General features: G+C 75.4%; 20 protein-coding genes. 7 read left to right on the top strand and 13 right to left on the bottom strand.

The window, feature by feature from the left end; all coding sequences use genetic code 11:
• Positions 1 to 167 precede the first annotated feature (167 nt).
• Positions 168 to 1,382, bottom strand: a complete 1,215-nt coding sequence (locus tag ABZ128_RS32145; protein WP_356853008.1) for an FAD-dependent monooxygenase — start codon at positions 1,380 to 1,382, stop codon at positions 168 to 170.
• Positions 1,383 to 1,554: 172 nt separating this feature from the next.
• Between ABZ128_RS32145 and ABZ128_RS32140 the strand changes: the two genes are divergently transcribed.
• Positions 1,555 to 2,028, top strand: a complete 474-nt coding sequence (locus tag ABZ128_RS32140; RefSeq protein ID WP_356853007.1) for a DUF1772 domain-containing protein — start codon at positions 1,555 to 1,557, stop codon at positions 2,026 to 2,028.
• Between the two features lie 164 nt (positions 2,029 to 2,192).
• Here the strand turns inward: ABZ128_RS32140 and ABZ128_RS32135 are convergent, their stop codons facing one another.
• Entirely contained in the window at positions 2,193 to 2,384 is a 192-nt protein-coding gene (locus ABZ128_RS32135; RefSeq protein ID WP_356853005.1) for a hypothetical protein, read from the bottom strand.
• 116 nt (positions 2,385 to 2,500) lie between these two features.
• On the opposite strand from ABZ128_RS32135, the gene ABZ128_RS32130 reads away from it, so the two are divergent.
• The 5 genes from ABZ128_RS32130 to ABZ128_RS32110 all read left to right on the top strand — a co-directional run bounded on the left by ABZ128_RS32130 (position 2,501) and on the right by ABZ128_RS32110 (position 8,905).
• A complete protein-coding gene (locus ABZ128_RS32130) occupies positions 2,501 to 3,283 on the top strand; it encodes an acyl carrier protein (protein WP_356853003.1) in 783 nt (260 codons plus the stop codon).
• 31 nt (positions 3,284 to 3,314) lie between these two features.
• The gene (locus tag ABZ128_RS32125; protein WP_356853002.1) at positions 3,315 to 5,105 is read left to right on the top strand and encodes a polyketide synthase; all 1,791 of its coding nucleotides are present in this window, start codon (positions 3,315 to 3,317) and stop codon (positions 5,103 to 5,105) included.
• Positions 5,102 to 6,004 carry a 4'-phosphopantetheinyl transferase superfamily protein gene (locus ABZ128_RS32120; protein WP_356853000.1) on the top strand — a complete coding sequence of 301 codons (903 nt, stop codon included), beginning with the start codon at positions 5,102 to 5,104 and terminating at the stop codon, positions 6,002 to 6,004. The genes ABZ128_RS32125 and ABZ128_RS32120 overlap by 4 nt, the downstream gene beginning before the upstream one ends.
• 284 nt (positions 6,005 to 6,288) lie before the next feature.
• A complete protein-coding gene (locus tag ABZ128_RS32115; RefSeq protein ID WP_356852998.1) occupies positions 6,289 to 7,110 on the top strand; it encodes an AfsR/SARP family transcriptional regulator in 822 nt (273 codons plus the stop codon).
• Between the two features lie 211 nt (positions 7,111 to 7,321).
• Complete coding sequence (locus ABZ128_RS32110; RefSeq protein ID WP_356852996.1) at positions 7,322 to 8,905, top strand: class I adenylate-forming enzyme family protein; 1,584 nt, start codon at positions 7,322 to 7,324, stop codon at positions 8,903 to 8,905.
• Between the two features lie 245 nt (positions 8,906 to 9,150).
• Here the strand turns inward: ABZ128_RS32110 and ABZ128_RS32105 are convergent, their stop codons facing one another.
• The 10 genes from ABZ128_RS32105 to ABZ128_RS32060 all read right to left on the bottom strand — a co-directional run bounded on the left by ABZ128_RS32105 (position 9,151) and on the right by ABZ128_RS32060 (position 22,168).
• Positions 9,151 to 11,193 (bottom strand): condensation domain-containing protein, encoded by a 2,043-nt coding sequence (locus ABZ128_RS32105; protein WP_356852995.1) that lies wholly within the window; start codon positions 11,191 to 11,193, stop codon positions 9,151 to 9,153.
• Positions 11,194 to 11,303: 110 nt separating this feature from the next.
• Complete coding sequence (locus ABZ128_RS32100; RefSeq protein ID WP_356852993.1) at positions 11,304 to 12,248, bottom strand: 4'-phosphopantetheinyl transferase superfamily protein; 945 nt, start codon at positions 12,246 to 12,248, stop codon at positions 11,304 to 11,306.
• Positions 12,245 to 13,777 (bottom strand): hypothetical protein, encoded by a 1,533-nt coding sequence (locus tag ABZ128_RS32095; RefSeq protein ID WP_356852991.1) that lies wholly within the window; start codon positions 13,775 to 13,777, stop codon positions 12,245 to 12,247. Before ABZ128_RS32095 ends, ABZ128_RS32100 begins: the two co-directional genes overlap by 4 nt.
• A gap of 20 nt (positions 13,778 to 13,797) precedes the next feature.
• Positions 13,798 to 14,763, bottom strand: coding sequence for an SRPBCC family protein (locus tag ABZ128_RS32090; RefSeq protein WP_356852990.1), 966 nt, complete (start codon positions 14,761 to 14,763; stop codon positions 13,798 to 13,800).
• A 65-nt stretch (positions 14,764 to 14,828) separates the two neighbouring features.
• Positions 14,829 to 16,253, bottom strand: coding sequence for a helix-turn-helix domain-containing protein (locus ABZ128_RS32085; protein WP_356852988.1), 1,425 nt, complete (start codon positions 16,251 to 16,253; stop codon positions 14,829 to 14,831).
• A 795-nt stretch (positions 16,254 to 17,048) separates the two neighbouring features.
• Positions 17,049 to 18,698, bottom strand: a complete 1,650-nt coding sequence (locus ABZ128_RS32080; RefSeq protein WP_356852987.1) for an FAD-dependent oxidoreductase — start codon at positions 18,696 to 18,698, stop codon at positions 17,049 to 17,051.
• Between the two features lie 87 nt (positions 18,699 to 18,785).
• The gene (locus tag ABZ128_RS32075; RefSeq protein ID WP_356852985.1) at positions 18,786 to 19,625 is read right to left on the bottom strand and encodes an AfsR/SARP family transcriptional regulator; all 840 of its coding nucleotides are present in this window, start codon (positions 19,623 to 19,625) and stop codon (positions 18,786 to 18,788) included.
• Between the two features lie 14 nt (positions 19,626 to 19,639).
• A complete protein-coding gene (locus ABZ128_RS32070; protein ID WP_356852983.1) occupies positions 19,640 to 20,317 on the bottom strand; it encodes a ScbR family autoregulator-binding transcription factor in 678 nt (225 codons plus the stop codon).
• A 100-nt stretch (positions 20,318 to 20,417) separates the two neighbouring features.
• A complete protein-coding gene (locus tag ABZ128_RS32065) occupies positions 20,418 to 21,296 on the bottom strand; it encodes an AfsR/SARP family transcriptional regulator (RefSeq protein WP_356852982.1) in 879 nt (292 codons plus the stop codon).
• Positions 21,297 to 21,547: 251 nt separating this feature from the next.
• Complete coding sequence (locus ABZ128_RS32060; RefSeq protein WP_356852980.1) at positions 21,548 to 22,168, bottom strand: ScbR family autoregulator-binding transcription factor; 621 nt, start codon at positions 22,166 to 22,168, stop codon at positions 21,548 to 21,550.
• Positions 22,169 to 22,549: 381 nt separating this feature from the next.
• Between ABZ128_RS32060 and ABZ128_RS32055 the strand changes: the two genes are divergently transcribed.
• A complete protein-coding gene (locus ABZ128_RS32055) occupies positions 22,550 to 23,551 on the top strand; it encodes a ScbA/BarX family gamma-butyrolactone biosynthesis protein (RefSeq protein WP_356852979.1) in 1,002 nt (333 codons plus the stop codon).
• A gap of 28 nt (positions 23,552 to 23,579) precedes the next feature.
• On the opposite strand, the gene ABZ128_RS32050 is transcribed toward ABZ128_RS32055, so the two are convergent.
• A complete protein-coding gene (locus ABZ128_RS32050) occupies positions 23,580 to 24,428 on the bottom strand; it encodes an SDR family oxidoreductase (protein WP_356852977.1) in 849 nt (282 codons plus the stop codon).
• Positions 24,429 to 24,544 lie beyond the last annotated feature (116 nt).

Below are 24,544 nucleotides of genomic sequence, written 5' to 3'. Positions count from 1 at the left end.
GGGCGGGCCGGGCGGTCAGGGGTGGCCGAAGGCCATCGCGAAGCGACGCGACGAAGGAGCGCCCTTGACGGCCCGGCCCGCCCCGGAAAGACAACAGACTGCCGGGACGCCCCCGGAACTTCACCGACCCCGCCCGCGGGAATCCCGCCCCCGAAGCCCCCCCCCGCCTACCAGAGCGGCTCGGCCGGCTCGGGCCGCCGGCCGGGCTTCTTCGCCCAGCGGGTGCCGTAGGCGACCTGGCCCTTCTCCGCCGCCGCGAAGGCCTTGGTGTTCCAGTTCTTGCGCATGAACGCCTCGCGCGCCTTGATCAGCAGCGGGTTCTCGACGGCCCCCATCTGCCCGATCCGCCACGCGATGTTCTGCAGGGGCGCAGTCCGCTTGCGCCGCTCGGCCTCGTACGCGCGCAGCGCGGCCACCGGGTCGCTGCCGGACCCCGCCAGGTGCTCCGCCAGCACCAGGGCGTCCTCCAGGGCCTGGCAGGCGCCCTGGCCGATGTTGAAGGTGATGGGGTGCGCGGCGTCCCCGAGCAGGGTGACGCGGCCCTGGCCCCACTGGCGTTCGGGCTTGCGGCCCTCGACGTCGCCGCGCAGGATCCACTCCTCGGGGGTGGCGCGCAGGATGTCGGCGACGGGGCCGCCCCAGCCCTCGTGGCGGCGCAGCAGCATGTCCCGTACGCCGGGCTCGTCGCGGCCCCCCGGCTTGCCGTTGGCCACGCTCATCCAGTGCACTAGCCCGGGCGCGACGTCGTAGTACGTGAAGCGGGTGCCGGGGCCGAACATCGCGTTGAAGGTGCCCGAGGGGATCTCGGGGTGCTCCATCGGCGCGCGGCCGCGCCAGGCGATGTAGCCGCTGAAGCGGTTCCTGGCCGGGCCGAACATGCAGTCGCGCACGGCGCCGTGGATGCCGTCGGCCCCGATCAGCAGGTCACCGCGCTCGCTGCCGCCGTCGGCGAAGCGGACGGTGACGCCCTCGGCGTCCTGGTCGAAGCCGACCACGTGCGCGCCGGTGCGCACCACGGGGCCCTCCAGCGCCTCGCGCAGGATGCCGTGCAGGACGGAGCGCTCGACGGCGATGGTGGGCGCCCCGTAGCGGGCGACGAAGTCGCCGATCGGCCAGGCCCCGAGGACCTCGTTCCGCCAGGTGCTGAAGTGAGCGGTCTGCTGGGCGGGGGCGACGGCGAGGACCTGCTCGGCCAGGCCCAGGTAGTCCAGCGCGAGCACGCCGTTGGTCCAGATGTGCAGGCCGGCGCCGCCGTCCCGCAGTTCTTCGGCGCGCTCCAGGACGACGGTCTCGAAGCCCCTGCGCTGCAGGGCGAGGGCTGCGGCGAGACCGCCGATCCCTCCGCCGGCGATGAGTATGCGACGGGCGCGTCCTATGGCCATCTCTGAGTCTCCTCGGGGCTGTCCGGGCGTGAAATCGCTGACGGACTCGTGGAGTTGTCAACGCTAGCATTTCAAGCATCGACCTTGATAGTGTCGGCAGGACATCTAGCATCGCTTAAACCCCGTGGCCCGCGGCCACGCGGCAACCGGCAGACCGACAAAGGTGGTTGTGATGGAAGCGCTCCTGCTCACGCTGGCCGTGGTGGCCACCATGGCCAACGCGGTGGTCTACGGCACCGACGTCTTCTCCGCGCTGGTGCAGCGGCCGGCCATGGCGCACGTCGACGACGCCGCCCTGACCAGCGCCATGGGCCAGATCCACCGCTTCGGGGACGCCCGGATGCCCATCCCCGGCGTCTTCGGCCTGGTGGCCACCGTCGCCACCGCCGCGGTGGCCGGCTTCGACGGCAAGGCGACCGTGTCCGTGGCCGCCGGGGTGGCGGCGCTGGCGCTGGTGGTGTGGCTGGTCATCTACAACAAGGTCAGCGCCCCGGTGAACAAGGAGCTGACCGGCGCCGCCCTCGACTGCCGGGTCGCCCCCGAGGCGCGTGCACTGCAGCGCACCTGGGACAGCGTCATCAACGCCCGGGTCCTGCTCCAGGCCGTCGCACTCGGCGGCATGTGCGTGGCCCTGGCCGCCTCCTAGGTGTATTGACCTGGGGAGTGTCGTCAAAGTGGCGTCGGCCGCCCGCAGGGCGGGGGCCCACCGGCCAGACGGGACGTTGACGACACGACCCAGACCCGCCCCGGTCGCACATGCCAGGGGGCCCACCGCCGGTGGGCCCCCTGTCGTTGCGTGCGAGCGCGTCTCTACTGGAGCGCGATGTTGCCGAGAAGGAACGCGTCCGAATTCTCGTCCACGCCGTCGCCGGCCTCGCCCGATACGACCGCCGACAGCTCCGACTCGGATCCCGGCACGTTCTTCTTGTTCACCACGATGATGTCCCCTTCAGACGCGAGCAGCGCAGAGCGAAATACCTCCTTGAGGTTCGGCAGCGGCACCGCCGCGCGTCAAGACTCCTTTCCCGCAGCCCCACCGCAATTCGAGGACCGGTCCAGGGAAATGCAGGAAAGTGCACCGCAGAGGCCACCGGGATCCGACGCTTGGAGACGCCCTCATGACCACCGCATCCCACCCGGCCGGGCAGCCCGTCCCGCAGACCCCGGCCGCCGACGTGCTGGCCGAGCTCACCGCGGTGCTGGCCGGTATGACGGGGACCGACGCCCACCTCGTCGACCCCGGGCTGCCGTTCCCGCTGCTGGGCCTGGATTCGCTGCGGGGCGTGGAGTTCCTCGGCGCCCTGGGAGCCCGCTACGGCACGCGGATCGAGGCCGGGGCGCTGGGCGAGCACCCGACCCCCGCAGCGCTGGCCGGCCACATCGCGGCGCGGCTCGGCGCCGCGGACGGCCCGGCCCGCGAAGCCTCACGCTCCGCTTCCCCGTCCGCCTCCCCGTCCCCCGCGCCGGCGCCCGTACGGGCCCTCGCGCCGCGGGACGACTCGGTGCTCACCGCCTTGCGCACCCAGCTGGCGCGGATCCTGCGCTGCGCGCCGGGCGAACTCGACGACCGGGCGCCCTTCACGGTGCTGGGCCTGGACTCCATCCTGGCGGCGGAGTTCGTCGAGGGCATCAACCGCACCTGGGGGCTGAAGGAACAGGCCGCCCTGCTCTACGAGCACCCCGACCTCGCCGCCATGGCGGCCCACCTCTCCGCACGGCTGGGCACCCCGGCCCCCGCCCCGGCGCCGGCCGCCGGGTTCCCTGCCGTGTCCGTACCGGCGCAGGCAGCGGCGGGTCCCGCCGCGCCGCCGCTGGACCTCGACGCGCTGCTGGACGCGGTGCGCGACGACGTACTCGGCATCGACGAGGCGGCCGCCCTGCTGGCCTCCCGCACCGCCTGAGACGAAACGAGACGAAGGGCACGCCGGCCTGATGGACAACCGGGAAATCCTGACGCGCTTCAAGAACGGCACCCTGGAGCGCCGGCACGCGGTGGCCCTGCTGACGGGAGCCCCGGCGGCCCCGCCCGGCCCGGCTGCCCGTCCCGCCGCGGCCGCAGCCCACCCGGCCCCCGCCACCGCCACCGTTCCGGCAACCGGCACCGTGCCCGCAGCCGGCCCGCGCGCCGCGGCGGCGGACGCGGGCGCGGACGCGGACGCGGGAGCCGAACCCTGCGCCGTCATCGCGCTCCACGGCCGCTTCCCGCAGGCCGCCGACCTGGAGGCGTTCTGGCAGGCGGCGCTGGAGGGGCGCGACACCTCGGGCCCGGCCCCGGACGGCCGCCGTCAGGGCGGTGACCCCGCGGGCCCGGGCCATTTCCTGGACGCCGTGGACGCCTTTGATCCGGAGCTGTTCGGGATCGACCCGGCCGAGGCCGCGCTGATCGACCCCCAGGAACGGCTGCTGCTGGAGAGCGCCTGGCAGGCCCTGGAAGGCGCCGGATACGCGGGCGCCCGCCTGGCCGGGCTGACCGGCGCCGACGGTGCACCGCGCGCCGTCGGCGTGTTCACGGCCGTCGGCCCCTCCGCCCGGACCGCCCCGGACTCCCCCGCGGGCCTCGCCGCCGCGCCGGCCCACGCCGCGGGCCGGCTCTCGCAGCTGCTGGACCTGCGCGGCCCGAGCCAGAGCGTCGACACCGGCGGCTCCTCCTTCCTCACCGCCCTGCACCTGGCCCTCGCCTCGCTGCGCGCGGGCGAGTGCGCGGCGGCCCTGGTCGCCGCCGCCGACCTGCGGCTGCACCCCGCACGGCAACGGCCCGGCAGCGGCGAGGCGGTCGCGGCCGTACTGCTCAAACCGCTGTCCGCCGCGCTGGCCGACGCGGATCCGGTGCACGCGGTGCTGCTGGCGGGAGCCGTCGGCCACACCGGCCGGGGCGAGCCGGGCCCGCTGCGCGAGCGCCTGGTGCGCCGCGCCCTGACCGCCGCCCGGGTCGCGGCCGCGGAGGTCGGGCTGACGGAGGACGCCGAGACCGTCGCGGCCTGCGTGGGCGAAGCCGGGGCGGCCACCGGCGCGGCCGCCCTCGCCCGCGCCGTGCTCCAACTGCACCGCGCCACGCGGCTGCCGGAGCCCGGCGGTCCTGCCGAGCCCGCCCCGTGGACCGGCCCGGCGCCCCGCCGCGCGCTGGTGGGGGTGCACCCGGCGCAGGCCCCGCACGCCGTGGTGCTCCTCCAGGAGGCTCCGCCCGCGGCCGGTCCCCCGGCGCCGCCCGGGGCGCCGCCCCGGGACCGGGCCGGGGAGCTGGTGCTGCTGTCGGCGCCCACTCCCGCGCATCTGGCCGCCACCGCCCGCCGGATCGCCGACTGGCTGGAGCGGCCCGAGGCGGCGGACCACGAACTGTCCGCCGTCGCCGGGGAACTGCGTACGGGACGGGCCGCGATGGCCTGCCGCCTCGCCCTCGTCGCACAGGACCTGCCCGCACTCGCCGCGGCGCTGGCCGGCTTCGCCGAGCACGGGCAGGCGCCGGGGGTGCGCACCGCGGACCTGCACGCGGCTCCCGGGCACCCGCTGCTGCTGGACGGGCTCGACGAGACGCTCGCGTACGTCGAGGCCCTGTGGCAGGGCGGCCGCTGGGAGCAGCTGACCCGCCTGTGGCTGGGCGGCCTCGACGTCCTGACCGCCGCCCCGGCGCCCGGCGCCGGGCGGGTGAGCTCGCTGCCCACGAGCGTGCTGCGGCCACGGCCCCTCGGGCCCGCCTCCGCCGCGGCGCAGGGAGGACAGCGGTGAGCACCGACCTGCAGCCGGCGCCGCTCGCCGCAGCCGCGGCCCCGGCCTCGGCCCCCACGGCCCCGGCTCCCGCGGCCGCCTCCGGGCCGCAGGCGCCCGGCCCCGTGACCCTGTGGCTGTGCCCCAACGACGACGTGGCCCCCGAGGTCGCGAGCCTGCTGGCCCGGCACTGGCTCGACGCCCGCGAGCAGAAGACCGCGGGCAAGTTCCTCTTCGAGCGCGACCGCCGCCAGTACCTGATCGCCCACACCCTGGTGCGGCGCGCCCTCGCCCTGGAGGCGGGCCTGCCCGAGGCCGAGCTGGTCATCTGGCGCTCCGCGCGCGGCCGTCCCTTCCTGCGGCCCGCCCCCGACGCCCTGCCGCGCGGCGGCTCCCAGCTCGACTTCAACCTCTCCCACGCGGGCGGCTACAACCTGCTCGGCATCGTGCGCCGCCAGCGCATCGGGGTGGACGTGGAGCGGCTCGACGACCGGGACGAGCAGGCCATCACCACCATCGTGCGCACCTTCGCCGAGGAGGAGCGCGCCTGGGTCGACCAACTGGCGCCCGGCCGCGAGCGGGACCGGCGCGCGCTGCGCGTGTGGACGCTGAAGGAGGCGTACTCCAAGGCCCGCGGCCTGGGCCTGGGGCTGCCGTTCGACAGTTTCGTCTTCACCATGGACGACGAGCGCGGCGTCCGCGCCTTCACCCCGCCCGAGGACGACACGGGCCGCCTGTGGTGGTTCATCGAACTGGAGCCGGTGCCCGGCGTGCTGGTCGCCGTCGCCGTGCCCGCCGACGCGGCGCAGGACGGGGAGATCCAGCTCAACGTGGGCTTCCCCTGGAGCCGGTCGGCGCCGCGGAATTTCCCGCTGCCGGCGCCGGTCGGCGCCGGCGCGGGGATTTCCCCGGCTTTCTGACCGATCTTCGGGCAACCGTTCCGGGACGGGATGCGGTAACGATTCCGGGGCATTTCTTTGCCGACGATTTACCTCCGGTTCACGCTCTCCCATTCCCGTTCGGAACCCGTCCGGCCAACCTCCCCTCCGGCACGGAAAGTTCGCAGGTGGAAGGCGGCTCAAGAGCCACTAAAGGAAAGTGATGAAAAGCACCTTCCCCCGCTAGCGTTCCTGCAGCGGGGGCAGTTTTTTGGTCACCGGACGGAAAGAAAGAGACAAGGAACTCGACGAGTACGGAGGAGACCGTGAGGATTCAGGTTCTGGGTCCGTTGAGTGCCGAGGTCAACGGGGAATCCATTGTTCCGACGGCCGGAAAACCGCGACAGGTTCTGTCGCTTCTCGCGCTCTATCCCGGGCGCGTCATGCCCGTCCCCACCCTCATGGAGGAGATCTGGGGAACCCAGCCGCCCAACAGCGCGCTGACCACCCTTCAGACGTACATCCTCCAGCTGCGCCGTCGCCTGGGCACCGCCATGGGCCCGGGCGCACCCGGCGGGGCCAAGGAGGTCCTGGCCACCCGGCACGGCGGCTACCTGCTCCAGATCCCCGAGGACAGCGTCGACGTCCACGACTACGACCGCCTGGTCCGCGAGGGCCAGAGCGCCTTCGACGCGGGCGAGAGCCAGGTGGCCGCCGACCGCTTCCGGGCCGCGCTGGACCTGTGGCGGGGCCCGGCCCTGGTCGACGTACGAGTCGGGCCGATCCTCGACATCGAGACCATGCGCCTGGAGGAGAGCCGCCTGGTCACCGTGGAACGGCGCATCGACGCCGATCTGCGCCTGGGCCGCCATTCCGGGCTGATCGCCGAACTCGCCGAGCTGACCGCGCGCCACCCCCAGCACGAGGGGCTCCACTCGCAGGCCATGGTCGCGCTCTACCGCTCGGGCCGGCAGGCATCGGCGCTGGAGGTCTACCGCAGGCTGCGCGTACGCCTGATCGAGGACCTCGGCGTGGAGCCCTCGCCGCAGCTCCAGCGGCTGCACCAGGCGATGCTGGCCGTGGACCCACAGCTCGACGTGCTCGCCGGACCGCGGCACACCTCGACCTTCGACCTGTTCGCCGCGTAGGGCGCGGGCGGCGGCCTGCCGCGGCGCCGTACGGCCGGGTGCGGCCGGGGTGCGGCCCCGGTACGGCCGGTACGGGCCCGGCGTGGCCCGGTAGGGCCCGGCACGGCTCCCCGTGGAGACCTTCCAGCAGCCTTCGACGACCTCTTGAGCACCGGCGCCGACAGTGGGGTCTTCCGCACCGCCGTCGCCGTACCGCACAGGAGAGCGCGCCGTGGCCATCCTCAGATACCTGGAAAACCCGCTGGACGACCTGCTGCGGCGCGCGGCCGCCCGCGGCGGCGACGGCCCGGCCGTCACCGCCGGCCGGGCGACGCTGAGCTACCCCGGGATGGACCGCGAGGCGGACCGGATCGCCCACTGCGTACGGCGCACGGCGCGGCGCCCCGGCGCCGTCGTCGCGGCCGCCCCGACCCCCGACACCGTCTTCCCCTGCGTGTACTACGGCGTCCTGCGCAGCGGACACCCGCTGGCCCTGGTCGACCCCCAGACGGGCCCGGCCGCCCTGCACGAGGTCCTCACGACGACCGGCGCCGAGATCGCCTTCGTCCCCGCCGCCCTCGCCGAGGTCCTCATCAAACTGGAGGACCGGCTGCCGCTCCTGCACACGGTCGTGGTGACCGACGCCGCCGACGGGGTGGCCCCCGGCTCGGCCGTACCGCTCGCCACGGCCCTCGCCGACGTACCGCCGACGCCGTACGAACCGGCCGGCACCGACGTCGACGCCGTTGCCTGCACCCAGTTCACCCCGCACGGTGCGGGCGGACTGCGCCCGGTCCGGTTCACGCACCGCAACCTCATCGCCAACGCGGCGCAGACCACCATCGCCCACCACCTGGCGCCCGGCGGCGTCATCGTGAACCACCTGCCGCTGCACCACCCCGCCCACCTCAACGCCGCCGTACACGCCGGGAGCCGACAGGTGCTGTGCACCGACCCGGACCCCTGGGCGGGCCTCGCCCTGGCCGCCCGCACCGGGGCCGAGCACTACTACGGCCTGTCCTCCCGCCTCGAACGGCTCGCCCGCGACGAGCGGTTCGCCCCCGGCCACCCCGACCTGGCCGGGCTGCGGCTGCGCGCCGTGCTCGCCGGCGGCACCGCCCTCGAAGCCGCCGCCGCCCGGCGGCTGCGCGACGTCCTCGGCGTGCCCGTCCTGCAGGGGTACGGCCTGCGCGAACTGTGCACCCTCTCCCACCACCAGCTGCCCGGCGCCCGGCCCGGGCTGGGAGCCGTGGGGATGCCCCTGCCCGGCACCGAATGCCGCGTCGTGGCCCCGGCGGGCCGCACTCCCGTCCCGGTGTGGGCGACGGGCGCCGTCGAAGTCCGCGGACCGCAGCTGGCCCCCGGCAGCCTGGGCGCAGCGGCGCCGGACGCGGAGGACGGCTGGCTGCGCACCGGCGACGCGGGCTACCTCGACGAGGACGGCGGTCTGCACGTGGTGGACCACCTCGGCGACGTCTTCGCCTGCGACGAGGCCCTGGTGGCCCCGTCCCTGGTCGAGCGGGTGATCGGACAGGACCCGCGGGTCGCCGAGTGCATCGTCGCCGACTGGCCCGACCCCGTGCACGGGGCGCTGGTGTGGGCCGGGATCGTGCTGCGCGACGCGGCGCCGTCCGCCGGGCTGCTCGACGTCCTCGACTCGATCGCCGAACGCGCCAACTCCCGTCTCGGCCCCGGGGAGCAGATCCGCCGCCTCGAAGCCCTCGACACCGTCCCGCGCGGCCCCGGAGGCACCCCCGCCCGCCGCCGCGTCCGCACCCGCCTGCACGCCCAAGCCGCCGTCGAAGCCGCTGCCTGAGCCTGCTCCTTTGCGGGCGGCTTCGCCTCCGGGGCCGCCTCTGCCGGCTCCAGGAGGACGTGCGTCCTCGGAATCCGCTCGTTCCTCCTTTTTGCGGGCGGCTTCGCCTCCGGGGCCGCCTCTGCCGGCTCCAGGAGGACGTGCGTCCTCGGAATCCGCTCGTTCCTCGCGTATTCCTCCTGGCGCTCGCCCTCCTTCGCCGGCGCGGCCCCTTCGGCTCAGCCGCCCGGGGCGGGCCGGGGACCTCAGGGGCGGTGGGCGGGGAGGGCCGCCAGGCCCTGGGCCAGGGCGTGGGCGCTGGTCTCCGGGCCGGAGATGCCGGTCATCACCACCTGCACCGCGGGCCCGCCGCCGTACGCGAGCGCCCGCGCGAGCTCGTACGCGGCCCCCGCGCCGGGCCCGCTGCCGCACAGCACCAGGCGTCGCCCGGCCGCCCGCGCCTCGGCCAGCTCCCGGGGCAGCGCCCCCGCGGCTGCGCGGGCCGGCGGGCCGGCCAGGTCCAGCTCGACGACCTGCTCGGGGCCCCGGTGCCGGCGGCCGAACAGCTCGTACGCGCCCCGCGCCGCGCCCGCCACCAGCACCAGGCAGATCAGATCAGCCCCGGGAGCACCCGCGCGCAGCGTCCGCACCGCGGTGCTCGCGGGGCGGGGCAGCAGCCGTGCCATCGACGGGACGTCCACGTCCGCGAGCAGGTCCAGGGCCTGGCCGACGGTGGCGTTCTGGTCGGGCAGTTCGGCCAGGGCGCGCAGCAGGCTCACGCACTGTCCCAGGGCGGCCGAGGCGTCGGCGTCGGCCAGGCTGGAGCGGTCGTAGACGGCGTTCAGGACCAGCGCGCCGCCGCGCTCGTGCCGCGCCAGGACCGTGATGGGCAGGCCGGCTCCGCCCCCGGCCGGGTGCGGCTCGTCCACCTCGACGCCCTGGGCCCGCAGGTCCTCACGCAGCGCATGCGGCAGTTCGGCCGGGCCGTCGAAGGAGACGAGGGTGTCGGTGAGCCGCTCGCCCTCGTCGCGGCCGGCCCACTCGCGGATCCGGTCGGGCGAGACCCAGGGGTACGCCGCCATGTCGAGCAGGGCGTCGCGTACCTGCCGCAGCAGGTCGGCCAACGGCTGCGCCGGATCCACCCGGACGGTCATCGGCAGCGGGCCGGCGAGCAGCCCCGGAATGCCCGCGGCCCCGGGCATCAGGATGTCCCGGCCGGACAGCCGCACCCCGAAACTGACCTGCAGGGGGCCCTCGATGCCCGCCGCCCGGTACAGCAGCAGCGCCCACACCACGTGCAGCGCGCTGCTCTCCCCGGCGCCCCGCGCGGCCGCCCAGGACCGCAGCCGGGAGCTGTGCGGTTCCGCCAGCCGCCGGTGCAGCCGCCCGGAGCCGCTCTGCCGGGTGGCGCCGCCGCGGCGGCCCACCGCGGTGGCGGCATGGCGCGGCGGCGCGGCCGCTGTCCACAGCTGCCGGGCGCCCTCGGTGTTCTGACGGGCCAGCCAGCGGGCGTGGTCGCGCAGGTCCGGCCGGCGTTCACCGCCGGGCAGGCTGCCCCCGGCGAGGTAGGCGCGGTAGAACTCGCGCAGCAGCAGGTGCACGCTGCGCTCGTCGAGCAGCGCCCGGTGGTAGGTCAGCAGGATCCGCGCCGGGCCGCCCGCTTCGCCCTCCAGCACGGTCAGGCGCAGCAGCGGCGGACGGTTCAGTGCGAAGCCGTGCCGGCGGTCCCGCTCCAGCAGGTCCTGCCAGCCGATGTCGCGGGCGCGGTGGTGGACGATGTCGGCGTCGGCGCGGGCGTGCAGGACCAGCCGCGGCTGGGCCGCCCAGTCGAAGGCGGCGCGCAGGATCGACTCGCGCTCGCAGACGGACTGCCAGGCCGCCCGGAAGCGGGCCCGCTCCAGCGGTCCGGTCCAGGTCCAGTGGAGCTGTTCCAGGTGGCGGTCCGGCCCGTCGGGGCGGGTGACGGCCTCCAGCAGCAGTTCGCGCTGGTGGCCGGCGAGGGCCAACGGCTCGCCGGTGCCCGGGTAGGGGCCCAGGAGGTCGGCCAGCAGCTCCGGGCCGAGCAGCGCGGGCTCGCCGTCGGCGCCGGGCAGCAGCCGCAGGGTGTGCCGGCCCGGGCCCGCACAGTCCAGGGTGACCTGGAAGCGGCGGTGGCGTTCGGCGATGCGTGCGGCGAGCAGCTCGGCGTCCGCGTCCGTGCGCAGCCCGCGCACGTCCAGGAGGAGCGCGGAGCCGGGCGCGTGGTGCGCCACCTCGTGCACCACCGCCAGGACCGGTCCGGGTCCGGCTGCCGCGTCACGGCCGCTCATCGGCCGCTCCGTACGGTGTCGAGGGGCGGACGGGCGGGGCGCGGCGGCTCAGCCCTCAGCGCGGGCACGGCACGGCGGACACGGTACGTACGCGGCCCGTTCACTGGCTTTCACGGCGTCCGCCTTCCTCTGCCCGGGCCGGAGGTCACCGGTCGCAAAAAGCGTAGTTCGCCCCCGTGCCCGGCCGCCGTTTCCTCAAGCGGACCTGCACCGCGGCCCGAAGCGGTGTCGACCGCCGGCTCCCGGGCAGGGGTGCCGGGCGGGCGCCGGCGGTGCGCCGAGCTGACGACGTAGCGGTCCTGGACGAGGTGCGTGGCGAACTCCCACGCCCCCTCGCCCGGTCCGGCGCCCGCACCCTCCCCCGCACCCGCACCCGCGCCCGTCCCGTCGTCCTGTCCCTCGGTCAGGACGGTGCGGCCCTCGGCGTCCCGGCCGAAGCCGAAGCCGGGGAACCGGCGCCGCAGCCCGTGCCCGAGCGCCTTGGTGTACGCCTCCTTCAGGGTCCACAGCCGCAGCAGCCCGGCCCGGCGCTCCTCCTCGGGCAGCGCGGCCAGCGCCCGCCCTTCCCGGGCCGTGCACACGTGGTCGCGCAGCAGGTCGAAGGAGAGGGCCCGGTCGGCGGGCTCCGCGTCCACGCCGATCGGCCCGGTACGGCTGACCCCGACCACGATCAGCTCGTCGGTGTGCGCGAGGCTCAGCTCCACCTCGCCGCCCAGGCCCCGCAGTACGGGCCGCCCGCCGGGGTGGTGGCCCAGGTCCAGGGAGGCCGGGGGCACGTCCAAGGCGGTGGCGGCGGCGTACTTCATGACGGCGCGCGAGACGGCGAACCGCAGCCGCCCGGCCGCGGCCGGCGTCTGCCGGTAGCGCGGCCAGTCCTGGCCGAGCAGCGGGCGCAGTCCCGGGTCGAGGAGCGCGGCGGCCATCCACTGCCCCCAGGTCGTGAAGACCACGACGCGGCCGTGCTCGTCGAGCCGGTCCCCGACCTCCTCCCAGGGGCCCTCCGGGCCCGGCACGTGCACGGGCGCGCCGGGCCCGGCGGACGGTCCGCCGTTCACCACAGCACCCGGGTCGCGTACACGTCGCAGTCGACGCCCCGGCGGTCCCGCGCGTCCAGTTCCGCCCAGACCTGCTGCTGCGCCGCGGTGGCGGCGGGGCCGCCGGGGCCCTCCGGGGCGATCCCGAGCCGCTCGGTGATCCGCAGGGTGGCGAGCAGCGCCCAGGGACGCCTGCCGAGGAACAGGCCCCTGCCGTCGTCGGCGGCGCCCTGGACCCCGAGAACGGCGGCCGCCAGCAGCAGCATCGCCTGCCGGTCGGCGACGGCGCGGACCGCCGGATCGCGGGGGTCCGCCTCCTCCGCGGCCCGGCTCGGCCTGAGCAGGGCGCGCTGTTCGCTCAGCAGCCGCCCGGCCACCCGGGCGAGCGCGGCGGTGGACGGATCGCCGCCGTCACCGTCCGGGCCGGCCCCGGCCGCCGCGCTCAGCCGGGCGTGCGCGGCGGCGGGCACCGCCACCAGCGTGTCGTCGCTGCCGGGCGACGGGGGGAAGCTGCGGAGCGGCAGCTCCTCCCCGAGGCGCAGCAGCGGCCCGGAGCCCGCGGCGTCCCCGCGGCGGGCGAACGCGGCGGCGAGCGCGGGCAGTTCCCGTACGAGCTCGGCCTGGCGGGCGGCCACCTGTGCGTCGCCCGCACCGGCCTCGGGCAGGCCGGCGAGGAGCCGGGCCACCGTGCGGCGGGCCGGCGCTTCGGCGCCCTGGCCGCTCTCCCGCAGGACCAGGCCGACCTCGTCGAGTACGTCGCGCACCACGACCGGCACCACGTACCCGGCGGCCGCCCGCACCGCCGGGCCGCAGCCCTGGGGCAGGGCGAGCGCGCGCAGGGCCACCCCGAGGAGGCTCTCGCAGGCCAGCAGTTCGGCGAACGCGGCGGCCAGCGGGCCCCGCCACTGCCGGACGGCGGCGTCGTGCGGGCCGCGGTCGGCCACCACCCGCACGGCGGCGCGCAGCGCCGTGCCCGCCGAGGCGATCAGCGCGGCCGGGGCCAGCAGGGCCTCCAGCCCGGCCTGCGGTCCTGCCTCCGACCCGGCCTCCGGTGCGCCGGCCGGTACGCCCGCGGCGCGGGCGCCGCGCAGGCCCTGCACGCCCTGGGCGTGGCCCAGGGCCAGGTCGCGGCGCAGCAGGGGGCGCAGGACGCGCACCAGTTGCTCGGCGTCCACGTACTCACCGCCCCCGCCGGACCCGTCGGTCGCGCCGCCTTCGCCGCGTTCGCCGGACCCGCCGGCCGGGAGGAACTCGGCGCGCACGAGGTCCGCCAGCAGGGCCGCCGCACGGTCGGGCACGGGCGCGCCCTGCGCGAGGGCCCGGAAACCGTAGGGGTTGGCCTCGTCGAGCGGGTCGCCGAGCAGCGCCTCCAGACGGACGGCGCGCAGCGCCAGATCGACGGTGGGCGGCAGCGCCGCGTAAGAACGGGCCGGCGCGGCGGCCCGCGCCCGCTGCCGCGGGGGCGAGGCCTGCGCCCCCACGGCGGAGGTTCCGGGCGCGGGCACCGGGGTCTGGCGGTCTTCCAGCGGGCCGGGCCGGGTGAGGGCCATCGACGGCCTCCTTCTCGTGCTCATCGCAGGCGGCGCACAGCGCTCTGTGCGTGCCATCGGGCCAGGGTCAGGGTCTCGGTGCCGGTGCGCCCCAGCCACGTGCGCACGTACCGGCCGGCCTCCACGAGGCCGGTGCCCGCACCGAGCACCTCCTCGACGGCCTCCTCGCGCAGCATCACCTGCCGGGCGCAGCCGACCCGTACGCCGTCGCCCTCGGGTACGAGGGACCACTCGCCGCTGTGCGCGGCGATCAGGCCCGGCGCCGCGGGCTCCTTGTAGACGATCCGGGTGGCGGAGGGGAAGCACAGCCGCACCGTGCGGGTGCTGACGGAGCGGCCGTCGGGGCCCGCGGTGTCCAGGACGGCCAGCTGTACGCCGGGCTCGTCCTCGGTCACCTCGACCGCGTCCACGTGGGGCAGGAGTCCGCTCCAGTCCCCGATCCGGTAGAGGAAGTCGTAGACGAGCTCGGCGGGGCCGTCGACGTGCACGCTGTCCTCGAACGACAGCAGCAGCCCGTCCAGGCGCTCCCAGCGCTCGGCGACCTCCTTGACCGCGGCGACCAGGGCGGCCGACTCCCGCTGCCACTGCTGCCGGCTGTGCGGGGTGCCCGCGGCGGCCGTGCCCTCCAGGGCGCGTTCCTGGCGCAGGGTCAGCAGCGACCGCGTCTCGCCGTGCGCCTCGACGGACCAGGTGCCGGTGGTGGGCAGTCCGGGGCGGCCGGCGTCCTCCTGCTCGAACGCGACGGTGCGGGCGGGGGGATCCAGCACCCGGCGCAGGTGCAGGGAGCGGACCCGCTCCCCGGCCGGGTCCGTCTCCCACAGCCGCAGCCGTTCGCGGACCCCGTCGAAGTCGATGCGTTCGACGTGGACGGGCAGGGGCAGCAGGAGGGGCCAGCGCACGGCGTCGGCCAGCAGCCCGTAGACCACACCGGCCGGGGCGGCCACCCACGCCGTCTGCTCGCTCGCGTGGACGCGCTGCGACGGCATGAGTGCACCTCCCCTGATCGCCCGTGCGGGTGTGTCCAGCCTGCACCGGGCGACTTGAGCCCTCCTCAACCGCCGGACACGGCGGCTTCCCCGCTGCGGGCCGGCGGGACGGCCGTGGTCGGCTGCCCCGCTGTGGTGGGCTGCCCCGCTGTGGTGGGCTGCCCCGCTGTGGTGGGCTGCCCCGCTGTGGTGGGCTGCCCCGCTGTGGTCGGCTGCCCCGCCGCGGTCGGCTGCCCCGCCGCGGTCGGCTGCCCCGCTGTGGTGGGCTGCCCCGCCGCGGTCGGCTGCCCCGCCTGGGTGAGGGCGTCGGCCAGGACCCGCCAGATCTCGGCGGCCAGGTCGATGTTCGCGTCCTGCTGCGCCTGCTGGGCCAGGGCGCGCAGGCCCTGGATGCCGGCCGGGTCGCCGCCGAGGATCAGCAGCTGGTGGCGCAGGATCTCCAACCGGACCTGGCCGCGGTAGGTCATCCTCGACGGGTCGGCGGCCAGCGTGCCGAGCAGGTCGCGGGCGTCGTCGTAACGGCCCGTGGCGAAGGCGAGGTCGGCCTTGAGGGCCGTCAGGTCCTGGCGCAGGGCCGGTGTGCCCGCGAAGGCGAGCGCGGCCTCGGCCTCGGCGGCGCGGCCCTGCGCCTGGGCGGGGTCGGCGGGCAGCTTCTGCAGGTGCAGCCGTGCGGTGGCCAGGCGCAGCCGGATCCACAGGATCAGGTCCTCCTGGCTGCTGAACCGCTCGATGGCCTCGTCCAGGCAGGCCTGGGCGCCCGCGTAGTCGCCCTGGCGCATGCGGACGGCGGCGGCGGTCCACATCGACTCGGCCCACAGGGCGTCGGTGCGGCCCTCGACGAGGGCGGTCAGCTCGTCGGCGTGCGTACGGGCGTCGCCCATCCGCCCGGCCTCGGCCTGTACGGAGACCAGCGCGAGCAGGGCGGCGGCCCGGTCCTCCACGCCCAGTTGCTCGCGCAGGGCGATCCCGTGGGCTTCGACGGCCGCGTCGAGGGCCGGGGTGATCTCGCCGACGGAACGCAGGCAGCGGGCGAGCCGGGTCAGGCCGCGCACCCGCAGCTCGCTGACCCCGACCTCCTCGCCGAGCGCGACCAGTCGGGTGAGCCGGTCGCGCTCGACGGCGTGGTCGCCCTGGATCCGGGCGGCCCGGGCGAGCAGCCACAGCGCCTGCCAGCGCAGGACCGGGCTCTCGTGGCCCTCGGCCGCCAGCGCCTGGCGCAGCGACTCGACGGCGTCGGGGGCGCCGGTGGAGGCGGCCAGGGTGAGCGCGTGGGCGAGGGAGCCGGTGGCCGGCTCCTCGAAGTCGCCGGGCTGCAGGCCCAGTCGCTCGGCGAGGTAGGCCACGGCCCGCTCGGTGGGCTGGCGGGCCCCCGACTCCAGCCGGGACAGGTAGCCGGTGGACATCCCCTCCCCCACCAGCGCCGTCTGGGACAGGCCCTGGGCCATCCGGAGCTTTCTCAGTCGCTGTCCGAACGCGGGCTGTCGCAGCATGAGCATCCCTGAGGTCGGCGGGCGGGCAGGAAAAGGGGCAAGAAATCTGTCGGGAACCGGCGTCGAGCGTAGGTGACCGGGAAACAGGCGGGCAAACCTTTGCCACGCACCCGGGCCCGCTCTCGTGCGGATGCCGTGCGTTCCTCAAGCGTTCCTCGACCGCATCCCGGCAGACTCTCCAGAGCCCGGCCGTCGACCGGCCGGTGACCTGCTCTTCTCGTATCCAGCGCCGGGGAGTCGACGATGAGGCCATCGGTGTGTGCATCCCGGGCACCCCAACCGTCGCTCGCCCCCGCCGACCCGCACCAGTCGGCCGAATCGGTCCAGGACGTGATGAACGAAGACGACATCGGGTGGCCCAAGTAGGCCTTGGGGTAAGAGCGCCGGGGTACCCCAACGGTGGGTGGTCGGCGCCGCCCTGGCCGCCGGCATCCCGGCCGGCCCCGCCAGTGCAGGGTGGCGGGAGACCCGTGCCCGGGGTCGGGGGGTTCGGGGGCGTCCCGTCAGTTCACTGTCCTTCCGGGGTGGGCCGGGCCGTCAAGGGCGCTCCTTCGTCGCGTCGCTTCGCGATGGCCTTCGGCCACCCCTGACCGCCCGGCCCGCCCCGGAAAGACAAAAACTGCCGGGAAGCCCCCGGGGAATGGCCCGGGGACAACGTCCCGGAGCGGGCCCGTCAGCGCTGCCCGGGCCCTCTCCCGCCGCCATGTTCTTCGTCCGGGGTCGAGCCTGCCCCTTTCCGGACCCGCGCCGGCACGGGTACCGGCCAGGCCGGCCCTCGCCCGGGCCGGAGGCCGACTAGCCGGCGCGGCGGGCCGGGACGGGGGTGAGGGAGCGGGCCGGTTCCGTGGCCAGGGGGCGGAGGGCCGCGTCGAGTGCTGCTGTGGTCAGCTGCCTGCCGCCGGCGGCCACGTAGGCGTCGGGGCGGATCAGCAGCCAGCTGCCCGCCGCGAGGCCGAGTCCCTCGCGCAGCCGGCCCTCCGGGTCGGGCAGCGGGCCGGGGCCGGGGAGGGCGGGGCCGCCCACGGCCACGGTGCGCACCGAGAGCCAGTCGCGGTGCTGTTCATGCGCGGCGACCGCCGTGTCCACGGCCTCGCCGGTGCCCTCGGGCACGTACAGCAGCGACCATCGCGGATCCCGCAGCTCCGCCCGCAGTCCGTCCGTTCCCGGGTGCGTGCGCGAGCCGGCGGCCGGGAGGCCAGGGCCGTCGACGCGGGTGCTCAAGGGGCTCGCGGGGTATCCCGGTTCGGGTCCGGACAGGGTGTCGAGCACGTTGCGCCGGATGGTGCGCCCGATGGCCCGGTGCACCAGCCCGGTGCCGCGTGCCAGGTCCATCACGGTGGGCAGCACCAGCCCGGCCAGCCGGCCGAGCAGGTGGGTCGTCTGCGAGCCCAGCAGCGCCCGGCACACGGGCAGCCGCTCGGCTTCGTAGGTGTCCAGCAAGGCCGGTCCGGCCGGGCCGCGTTCGACCATGGCCAGCTTCCAGGCGAGGTTGTACGCCTCCTGGATCCCGGTGTTCACGCCCTGCCCGGCCGCCGGGCTGTGCACGTGCGCGGCGTCTCCGACCAGGAAGCACCGGCCGACCCGCATCCGCGTCGCCATGCGCCGGCGGAAGGCGAGGACGGAGCTCCACTCGGGCTCGCCGACGCGGACTTCGCGGCCCAGCCCGGCCGACAGTGTCTGCGAGAAGCGCTGCGCCGCCGGGCGGGGGTCCGCGGCCGCGTCCGCCTCGGCGGTGTGCAGCAGCCGCCAGTGGCCCTCCCGCGCGTAGGGCAGCATCAGCAGGGCCTGGCCGTCGGTGTGCACCCAGTGGATCGAGCCGGGGTCGAGGCCGGCGCCGGCCACCGGCGCGTCGACGATCTCCAGGGACTGTGCGCTCTGGCCCAGCAGCGGGAGCCCCAGTTGGCGGCGGACGGTGCTGTGCCGGCCGTCGCAGCCGATCAGCCAGTCGGCCTCGTACGCCTCCTCGCGCCCGTCGGCGTGCGCCAGCCGTACCCGTACGGGGGTGTCGCCGTCGGCGGACTGGGCGAATCCGAGCAGCCGCACCCCCCACTCGACGCGGACCCCGGCCCGGCGGGCGGCCTTGCGCAGCAGGGCCTCGGCGCGGGACTGCCCGATGACGAGGGTGAAGGGGAACCGGGTCGGCATGTCGCCGTGCCCGCCGTCCAGCCGGACGAGCCGGCGGCCGCCGGCGAACAGCGTGAAGGAGTCGACGCGCCGGCCCTGCGCGAGCAGCGGGCCGGCCAGGCCCATCTGGTCGAGGGTCTCCAGCGTGCGCGGGTGCAGGGCGACGGCCCCGCCGGAGTCGCCCGCGCGCCGGGCCCGGGCGGCCATGTCGACCACGCGGACGCGCAGCCCGCGCCGGGCCAGTTCGCAGGCGGCGGTGAGACCGGCCGGCCCCGCACCGACCACGAGCACCTCGGCGCGGTCGGGCCGGACAGTCACCACGATGTCTCCCGGGGCTCGCAGGCAGGGGGACCCCACGGTGCCCGGTCCCGCTCGACGGCCGCCGGAGCTCCGCTCGGGAGCCCCCGGTCAGGCCGCGTACAGGTCGAAGGTCGACCCCCGCCTCGGTCCCGCCGCCACGTCCAGCGCGGGATCCACCGCCAGCATCGCCTGGTGCAGCCGCTGGAGCTGCGGCGAGGGTTCGACGCCCAGGTCCTCGATCAGCCGCCCCCGCAGTCTGCGGTAGACGTCCAGGGCCGCCGCCTGGCGGCCCGAGCGGTACAGCGCCACCATCGCCTGGGAGTGCAGCCCCTCGTGCTCGGGGTGGCGGGCGGTCAGCTCGGCGAGCTCCGCGAGCAGTTCGGTGTGCCGGCCGAGGCGCAGGTCCGCGTCGATCCGCCGCTCGACGGTGACCAGCCGGCTCTCCTCAAGCCGCGTCACCTCGATCTCCAGGACTCGCCCCGCCTGTACGTCGACCAGCGCGGGCCCCTGCCACAGCGCGAGTGCGTTGCGCAGCAGGGCGGCGGCCTCCTCGTCGTCGCCGCGTTCGAAGGCGTCCTGCCCGCGGGCGACGAGGCCCTCGTACCGGTGCACGTCGACGGACTCCGGCGGTATCCGCAGCACGTACCCGCCGTGCCGCGTGGCCAGCACGTCCTTCGCCCCGCCCGAACCGTCCGTCCCGCCCGTCCCGCCCGGCCCCATGGCGGTGCCGAGCTTGCGGCGCAGCTGCAGGATGTACGTCTGCAGGGTGGTGAGCGCGCTCTGGGGCGGTTCGGCGCCCCAGATCTCCTCCATGAGCGTGGGCACCGGCATCACCCGCCCCGGGTAGAGCGCGAGGAGCGTCAGGATCTGCCGCGGCTTTCGGGCGGTGGGAAGGATCGAGCCGCCGCCGACCTCGGCGCTCAGCGGGCCCAGCACCTGGATCCTCACGGGCACCGGCATGGTCACACCGCCCTTTCCAGGAACGCGCCGGCGTCCGCGGGCGCCGTGTCGGTCCGGTACGCGTCCGCCCCCGCGCCGGCCACGAGGCCCGGCAGCAGCAGGTGCCACAGCGCGGAGACGTTGCGCTGCAACTCCCCGTAGGGCATCCCGGTTCCCGCCATGACCTCGATCCCGCAGGCCGCGGCAGCGACCAGGGCCTGGGCGCTCTCCCAGTCCCGGCCCGCCGCGGGCAGTTCGCCCGTGTCGCGGGCCTGGCGGAGCAGGGCGCGCACCACCGACATCCACGTCGCCTGGAAGTCCACCGGTGCGGGCCTGGCCTCCGCGGCCGGCCGCGCCCCCGTCACCGTGCACTCCTTGGTGATGCGGAAACTCGCGGCGACCGCCGGGTCCTCGTACAGCGTGCGGGCCAGCCAGTGCGTGATGTCGATCAATGTCTGCAGGGGCGAGGCGCCGTCCTCGCGCAGCTGCCGTACCGCTCCGTGGAGCAGCGCGCAGCCGCGCTGCTGCACGGCCTGGGCGAGCTCGTCCTTGGAGGCGAAGTGGAAGTACAGCGCCCCCTTCGTCACTCCGGCCGCGCTCGCGATGTCGCCGAGCGTCGCGTTCGCGTACCCGTGGAGCTGGAACATCCCGGCGCCCGCGCAGACCAGCCGCCTGCGGGTGCGTTCCGACCTCTCCTGCACCGAGCCGCCTCCTCTCGACCGCCGCCGCCCCCGGTCCTGGGCCGGCCCGACGCCGCGGCGGGCGCCTGCGGGCCCGGCTCCCCGAGCCGACATCCGGGTCTCAGACCCGTACGAGGGGGGCGGGCCGGCCGCCTGCGGCCTCCGCGCCCGCCTCGGCCAGGTTCTCGGGGCCGGCCATCAGGATCGACCGCTGCAACCGCCGCAGTCCGGCGGACGGTTCGAGCCCGAGCTCGCGGACGAGGGTGCCGCGCAGCCGCTGGTACACGTCCAGGGCCTCGCCGCGCCGGCCGGAGCGGTGCAGGGCGAGCATGAACTGCCCGTGCAGGTTCTCGTGGGTGCGGTAGCGGCTCACCAGCACCGTCAGCTCGGCGAGCAGTTCCCGGTGCCGTCCCAGCCGCAGGTCGGCCTCGATGCGCTGGTCGAGGGCGCACAGCCGGGTCTCCTCCAGCCGCCGGGTCTCCATGTCCAGCTGGACCCCGCCCTGTACGTCGGCGAAGGCGGCCCCGGACCACAGGGCGAGCGCCTCGCGCAGCAGTCGCGCCGCCGAGGGGAAGTCCCCCGCGTCCATCGCGCGGTAGCCCATGCCGGCGAGCCGGTCGAACTCCCGGACGTCGAGGGTGCCGCCGCCGCTGTTGAGCAGGTAGCCGCCGGGGAGGGTGACCAGGACGTCCTTGGCGGTCCGTGAGGCGTGCTCCCGGGCCGATTCGGTGTCCTGCGGGCTCTCGGCGCCCGCTCCCGCGCCCTTCTCCAGGGCGGTGGCGATGAGTGCGCGTAACTGCAGGACGTAGGTCTGGAGCGTCGTGCGCGCACTGCGCGGCGGTTCTCCGCCCCACAGTTCCTCTATCAGTGCCGCCACGGGCACCACTTGGTCGGCATGGAGGGCCAGGAGGGCCAGGACCTGCCGGGGCTTGGGGGCGGTCGGCGTGATGGAGACTCCGTTCTCCCGCACAGCCAGTGCGCCCAGTACATCGATGTCCACGCCGTACTCCCCTGTCCGTGGATGAGCCGTCCGCCGTGAGCTCAGTAAAAAACAGGACCAGCGGTTTGTCAATACAAAACCGACCGTGCTGTTTTGATTGGTGGCGAACGCTGCCTGCATCACCGACACCCAGTCTGACCTGCCACTTTGCCTTCGGAATGAAGCCTCCACGAGCGCAGGATCCCTCGCCATTCGCTCCAGGTCCCCTCCAGACGGAGACGATCCTCGGCGAAAACAGACCGCGCGGACGCCTACGGCCCGGCGGTCCCCTCCGCCCGGAGCTCGCCCAGCAGACCGGGCCGCACGAGCGTCGGCAGCAGCAGCCGCCAGAACCGGGTGACCGTGGCCGCCGAGAGCCACACGGCGTCCCGCGCCCCCAGCACCTCGAAGCCGACCGTCGCCGCCACCACGGCGGCCGCCCCGTCCTGGGCGTCCACCGCCGGATGCAGTTCGCCCTCCGCGGCGGCCCGGTCCAGTACGTCCTCGACCCACCGCTTCCAGCAGCGGCTCAGGTCGGTCTGCGCCGGCCGCGCCGCCTCGACGCTCAGCTCGAAGCCGGCCCGCAGCACCACGTCGCCGCGCAGGGCGCGGGCCAGCCCGTGCGTGGCGTCGACCAGGAGCTGTACACGGCTCGCCCCGGGCGGGAGTGCGGCGCCGGTGACGGCGAACAGCCGGGACAGGGCGGCCCCTTCGACGGCGTCCGCCAAGGCCGCCTTGCTGGCGAAGTGGAAGTGCAGCGCCCCGTTGCTCACGCCCGCCAGAGAGCTGATCGCGGTCAGCGAGGCCACCGCGAATCCCTCCCGGTCGATGATCTCGGCCGCGGACCGGATCAGGGTCTCGCGCGTGCGCGCAGCGCGTTCCTGCTTGACCATCGACTGCTCCGTCACTGCGGGAGATGGCCGGGTGCCGCCCCGGGTCAGGGCATCCTAACAAACCGTCTATGCGGTTTTCGCGAGAGCCACTGGCCGGGCTCTCCTGGCCGCCCGCCGAAGTGTCCGACACTTTCCCCGCACCCGCTCGACAGCCGATCCAGACACGCTCGACCCCCGGCGTGGCCGAAAACCGGGGAACGATCCCGCAGATGATCACCAAAGAGGGGTTTCACCAGCGGAAATGTGAGGATCGGAATAAATCACTCCATGGCTTGCCCGGAGCGGAGGCTCGGATACCCCTAGAAATTAAACCGGTTGGTATGTATCTTCCCCGGCCAGAGGCAATCTGCGCCTCTCTCGCCAGCGCACCCAGGGGGAGCAATGTCTGCGAGCACGTTCCACGTCGAACGCACCACGACCCAGCAGGACCCGACCGGGTCGGGCCCGGCCTTGGCCGTCGTCCCGAACAGCTTCCGCTACCCGTCGCTGACCGTCACCGTCCCGAAGGAACTGGTGCACCGGGCCGCGGTCTCGGAAGTCATGCTCACCGACTGGCAGCGCCTGGACGAGACGCACTTCGTCATGACCGCCCAGTGGCCCCGCGGACACAGCTTCTTCACCCCGGTGGCGGACGGCTACCACGACCCGCTCATCGGCTGCGAGACACTGCGCCAGATCGGCATCCTCCTGGGGCACGCCGAGTTCGGCGTCCCCCTCGGGCACCAGTTCATCGTCTGGGACATCGACATCGCCGTCCGGCCCCAGCACCTCAGGGTGGGCTACGCCCCGGCCGCGCTCGACATCGACGTCACCTGCACGGAGATCAAACGGCGCGGCAGACGCCTGTCGGGGCTGCGCTTCGAGGCGGTGTTCCGCCGCGAGGGCCACGTCGTCGCGACGGGCGGCGGCTCCTTCTCCTGCATGGCCCCGGAGGTCTACCGCCGCCTGCGCGGCGACCACGCCCGCGACGGCGACTGGTACCAGCTCCCGCTCATCAGCCCGGCGGCGCCGCAGAGCGTCGGACGCATGTCCCCCATGGACGTCGTCCTCTCGCCCACCGCCGACCCCGCCCGCTGGCAGCTGCGGGCCGACACCCGCCACCCGGTCCTCTTCGAGCACGCCGTCGACCACGTACCGGGGATGGTGCTGCTCGAAGCGGCGCGGCAGGCCACCGCCGCCGTACTGGGCCGCTCCTCCTACCTTCCGCTGAGCATCACCAGCGAGTTCACCCGGTACGCCGAACTGGACGCGCCCTGCATGATCGAGGCGCGCCGCCTCCCCGGGGCGCTGCCCGGCGGCGAGCAGGCTGTGCGGGTGACCGCCCACCAGGGCGGCCACCCCGTCTTCGGCTCCACCGTGACCGCCGGCGCGCACGGCTGCTGACCGGGGCCCGGCACGGGGACCGCAGCCGTCACGCGGCCGCGAACGCGCCCAGGTGCGCCGCCGCCCAGGCGCGGAAGGAGCCCGCGGGCCGGCCGAGCAGGTCGGCGACCGTACCCTCCACCTTCGCCTTCGCGCCCTCGCGCTGACGCTCCGCGCTGCTCAGCAGCGCTTCGACCACCGCCTCGGGATGACGCCCGCGCAGCAGCACCCGCGCCTGCCCCGGGGTCAGTTCCTCCACCCGCAGCGGACGGCCCAGCAGCTGTGACAGCTGGGCCGTCTGCTGTGCGGCCGTGATCGCCTGCGGCCCGGTCAGCGTGTGCACCCGGCCCGCGTGGCCCTCCTCGGTCAGGGCGCGCACCGCCACCTCCGCGATGTCCCGCGGGTCGACACAGGCGTTGGCGGACTGCCCGTACAGGACGCGCACCACCGATTCCGTCCGCACCGACGCCGCCCACGACAGCGCGTTCGACATGAAGGAGCGCGGGCGCAACAGCGTCCACTCCAGTCCCGAGGCGCGCAGCAGCTCCTCGTTGTCCCGCTGCCACCGGGTGATCAGGTCGTCGGCCCCCGGGTCCTCGACCGCCGCGGCGGACAGCTTCACCACATGGCGCACGCCAACCGACCGCGCGGTCTCGATGAGGCGCCGGTCGTCGTCCTGCCCGACGCGGTTTGTCACCAGCAGCACGGAGCGCACACCCCTCATGGCGCACTCCAGTGACCGCGGATCGTCGTAGTCCCCCTGCACGATCTCGGCCGTTCCGGGTGCGCCGGTGACGCGCGCCGGATCCCGGGCCAGTACCCGAACTGCCTGGTCGGCAGGGAGCTTTCGGAGTACTTCGCGCCCGATCGTACCGGTGGATCCGGTCACAAGGATCATGGTCTGGCCTCCGTCACGTGAATATTTCCGCCCCCGGCACTCGGGATGGCGCGCAACTCGCTGTAATATACAAACTGGACGGTTTTTTCTGACCTTATTTGTGTGAGCACCCTGAG

Origin of the sequence: Streptomyces sp. NPDC006326 (assembly GCF_040612915.1) — a bacterium.
Classification (GTDB): Bacteria; Actinomycetota; Actinomycetes; order Streptomycetales; family Streptomycetaceae; genus Streptomyces.
This window is presented reverse-complemented; position numbering and strand designations above follow the sequence as displayed.

What these genes read in the sequence shown, in the direction of transcription:
- ABZ128_RS32125 (WP_356853002.1), top strand. Translation starts at nt 3,315, where the DNA reads ATGGACAACCGGGAAATCCTGACGCGCTTCAAGAACGGCACCCTGGAG.
- ABZ128_RS32140 (WP_356853007.1), top strand. Translation starts at nt 1,555, where the DNA reads ATGGAAGCGCTCCTGCTCACGCTGGCCGTGGTGGCCACCATGGCCAAC.
- ABZ128_RS32060 (WP_356852980.1), bottom strand. Translation starts at nt 22,168, where the DNA reads ATGGTCAAGCAGGAACGCGCTGCGCGCACGCGCGAGACCCTGATCCGG.
- ABZ128_RS32050 (WP_356852977.1), bottom strand. Translation starts at nt 24,428, where the DNA reads ATGATCCTTGTGACCGGATCCACCGGTACGATCGGGCGCGAAGTACTC.
- ABZ128_RS32085 (WP_356852988.1), bottom strand. Translation starts at nt 16,253, where the DNA reads ATGCTGCGACAGCCCGCGTTCGGACAGCGACTGAGAAAGCTCCGGATG.
- ABZ128_RS32105 (WP_356852995.1), bottom strand. Translation starts at nt 11,193, where the DNA reads ATGAGCGGCCGTGACGCGGCAGCCGGACCCGGACCGGTCCTGGCGGTG.
- ABZ128_RS32095 (WP_356852991.1), bottom strand. Translation starts at nt 13,777, where the DNA reads ATGGCCCTCACCCGGCCCGGCCCGCTGGAAGACCGCCAGACCCCGGTG.
- ABZ128_RS32055 (WP_356852979.1), top strand. Translation starts at nt 22,550, where the DNA reads ATGTCTGCGAGCACGTTCCACGTCGAACGCACCACGACCCAGCAGGAC.
- ABZ128_RS32130 (WP_356853003.1), top strand. Translation starts at nt 2,501, where the DNA reads ATGACCACCGCATCCCACCCGGCCGGGCAGCCCGTCCCGCAGACCCCG.
- ABZ128_RS32145 (WP_356853008.1), bottom strand. Translation starts at nt 1,382, where the DNA reads ATGGCCATAGGACGCGCCCGTCGCATACTCATCGCCGGCGGAGGGATC.
- ABZ128_RS32090 (WP_356852990.1), bottom strand. Translation starts at nt 14,763, where the DNA reads ATGCCGTCGCAGCGCGTCCACGCGAGCGAGCAGACGGCGTGGGTGGCC.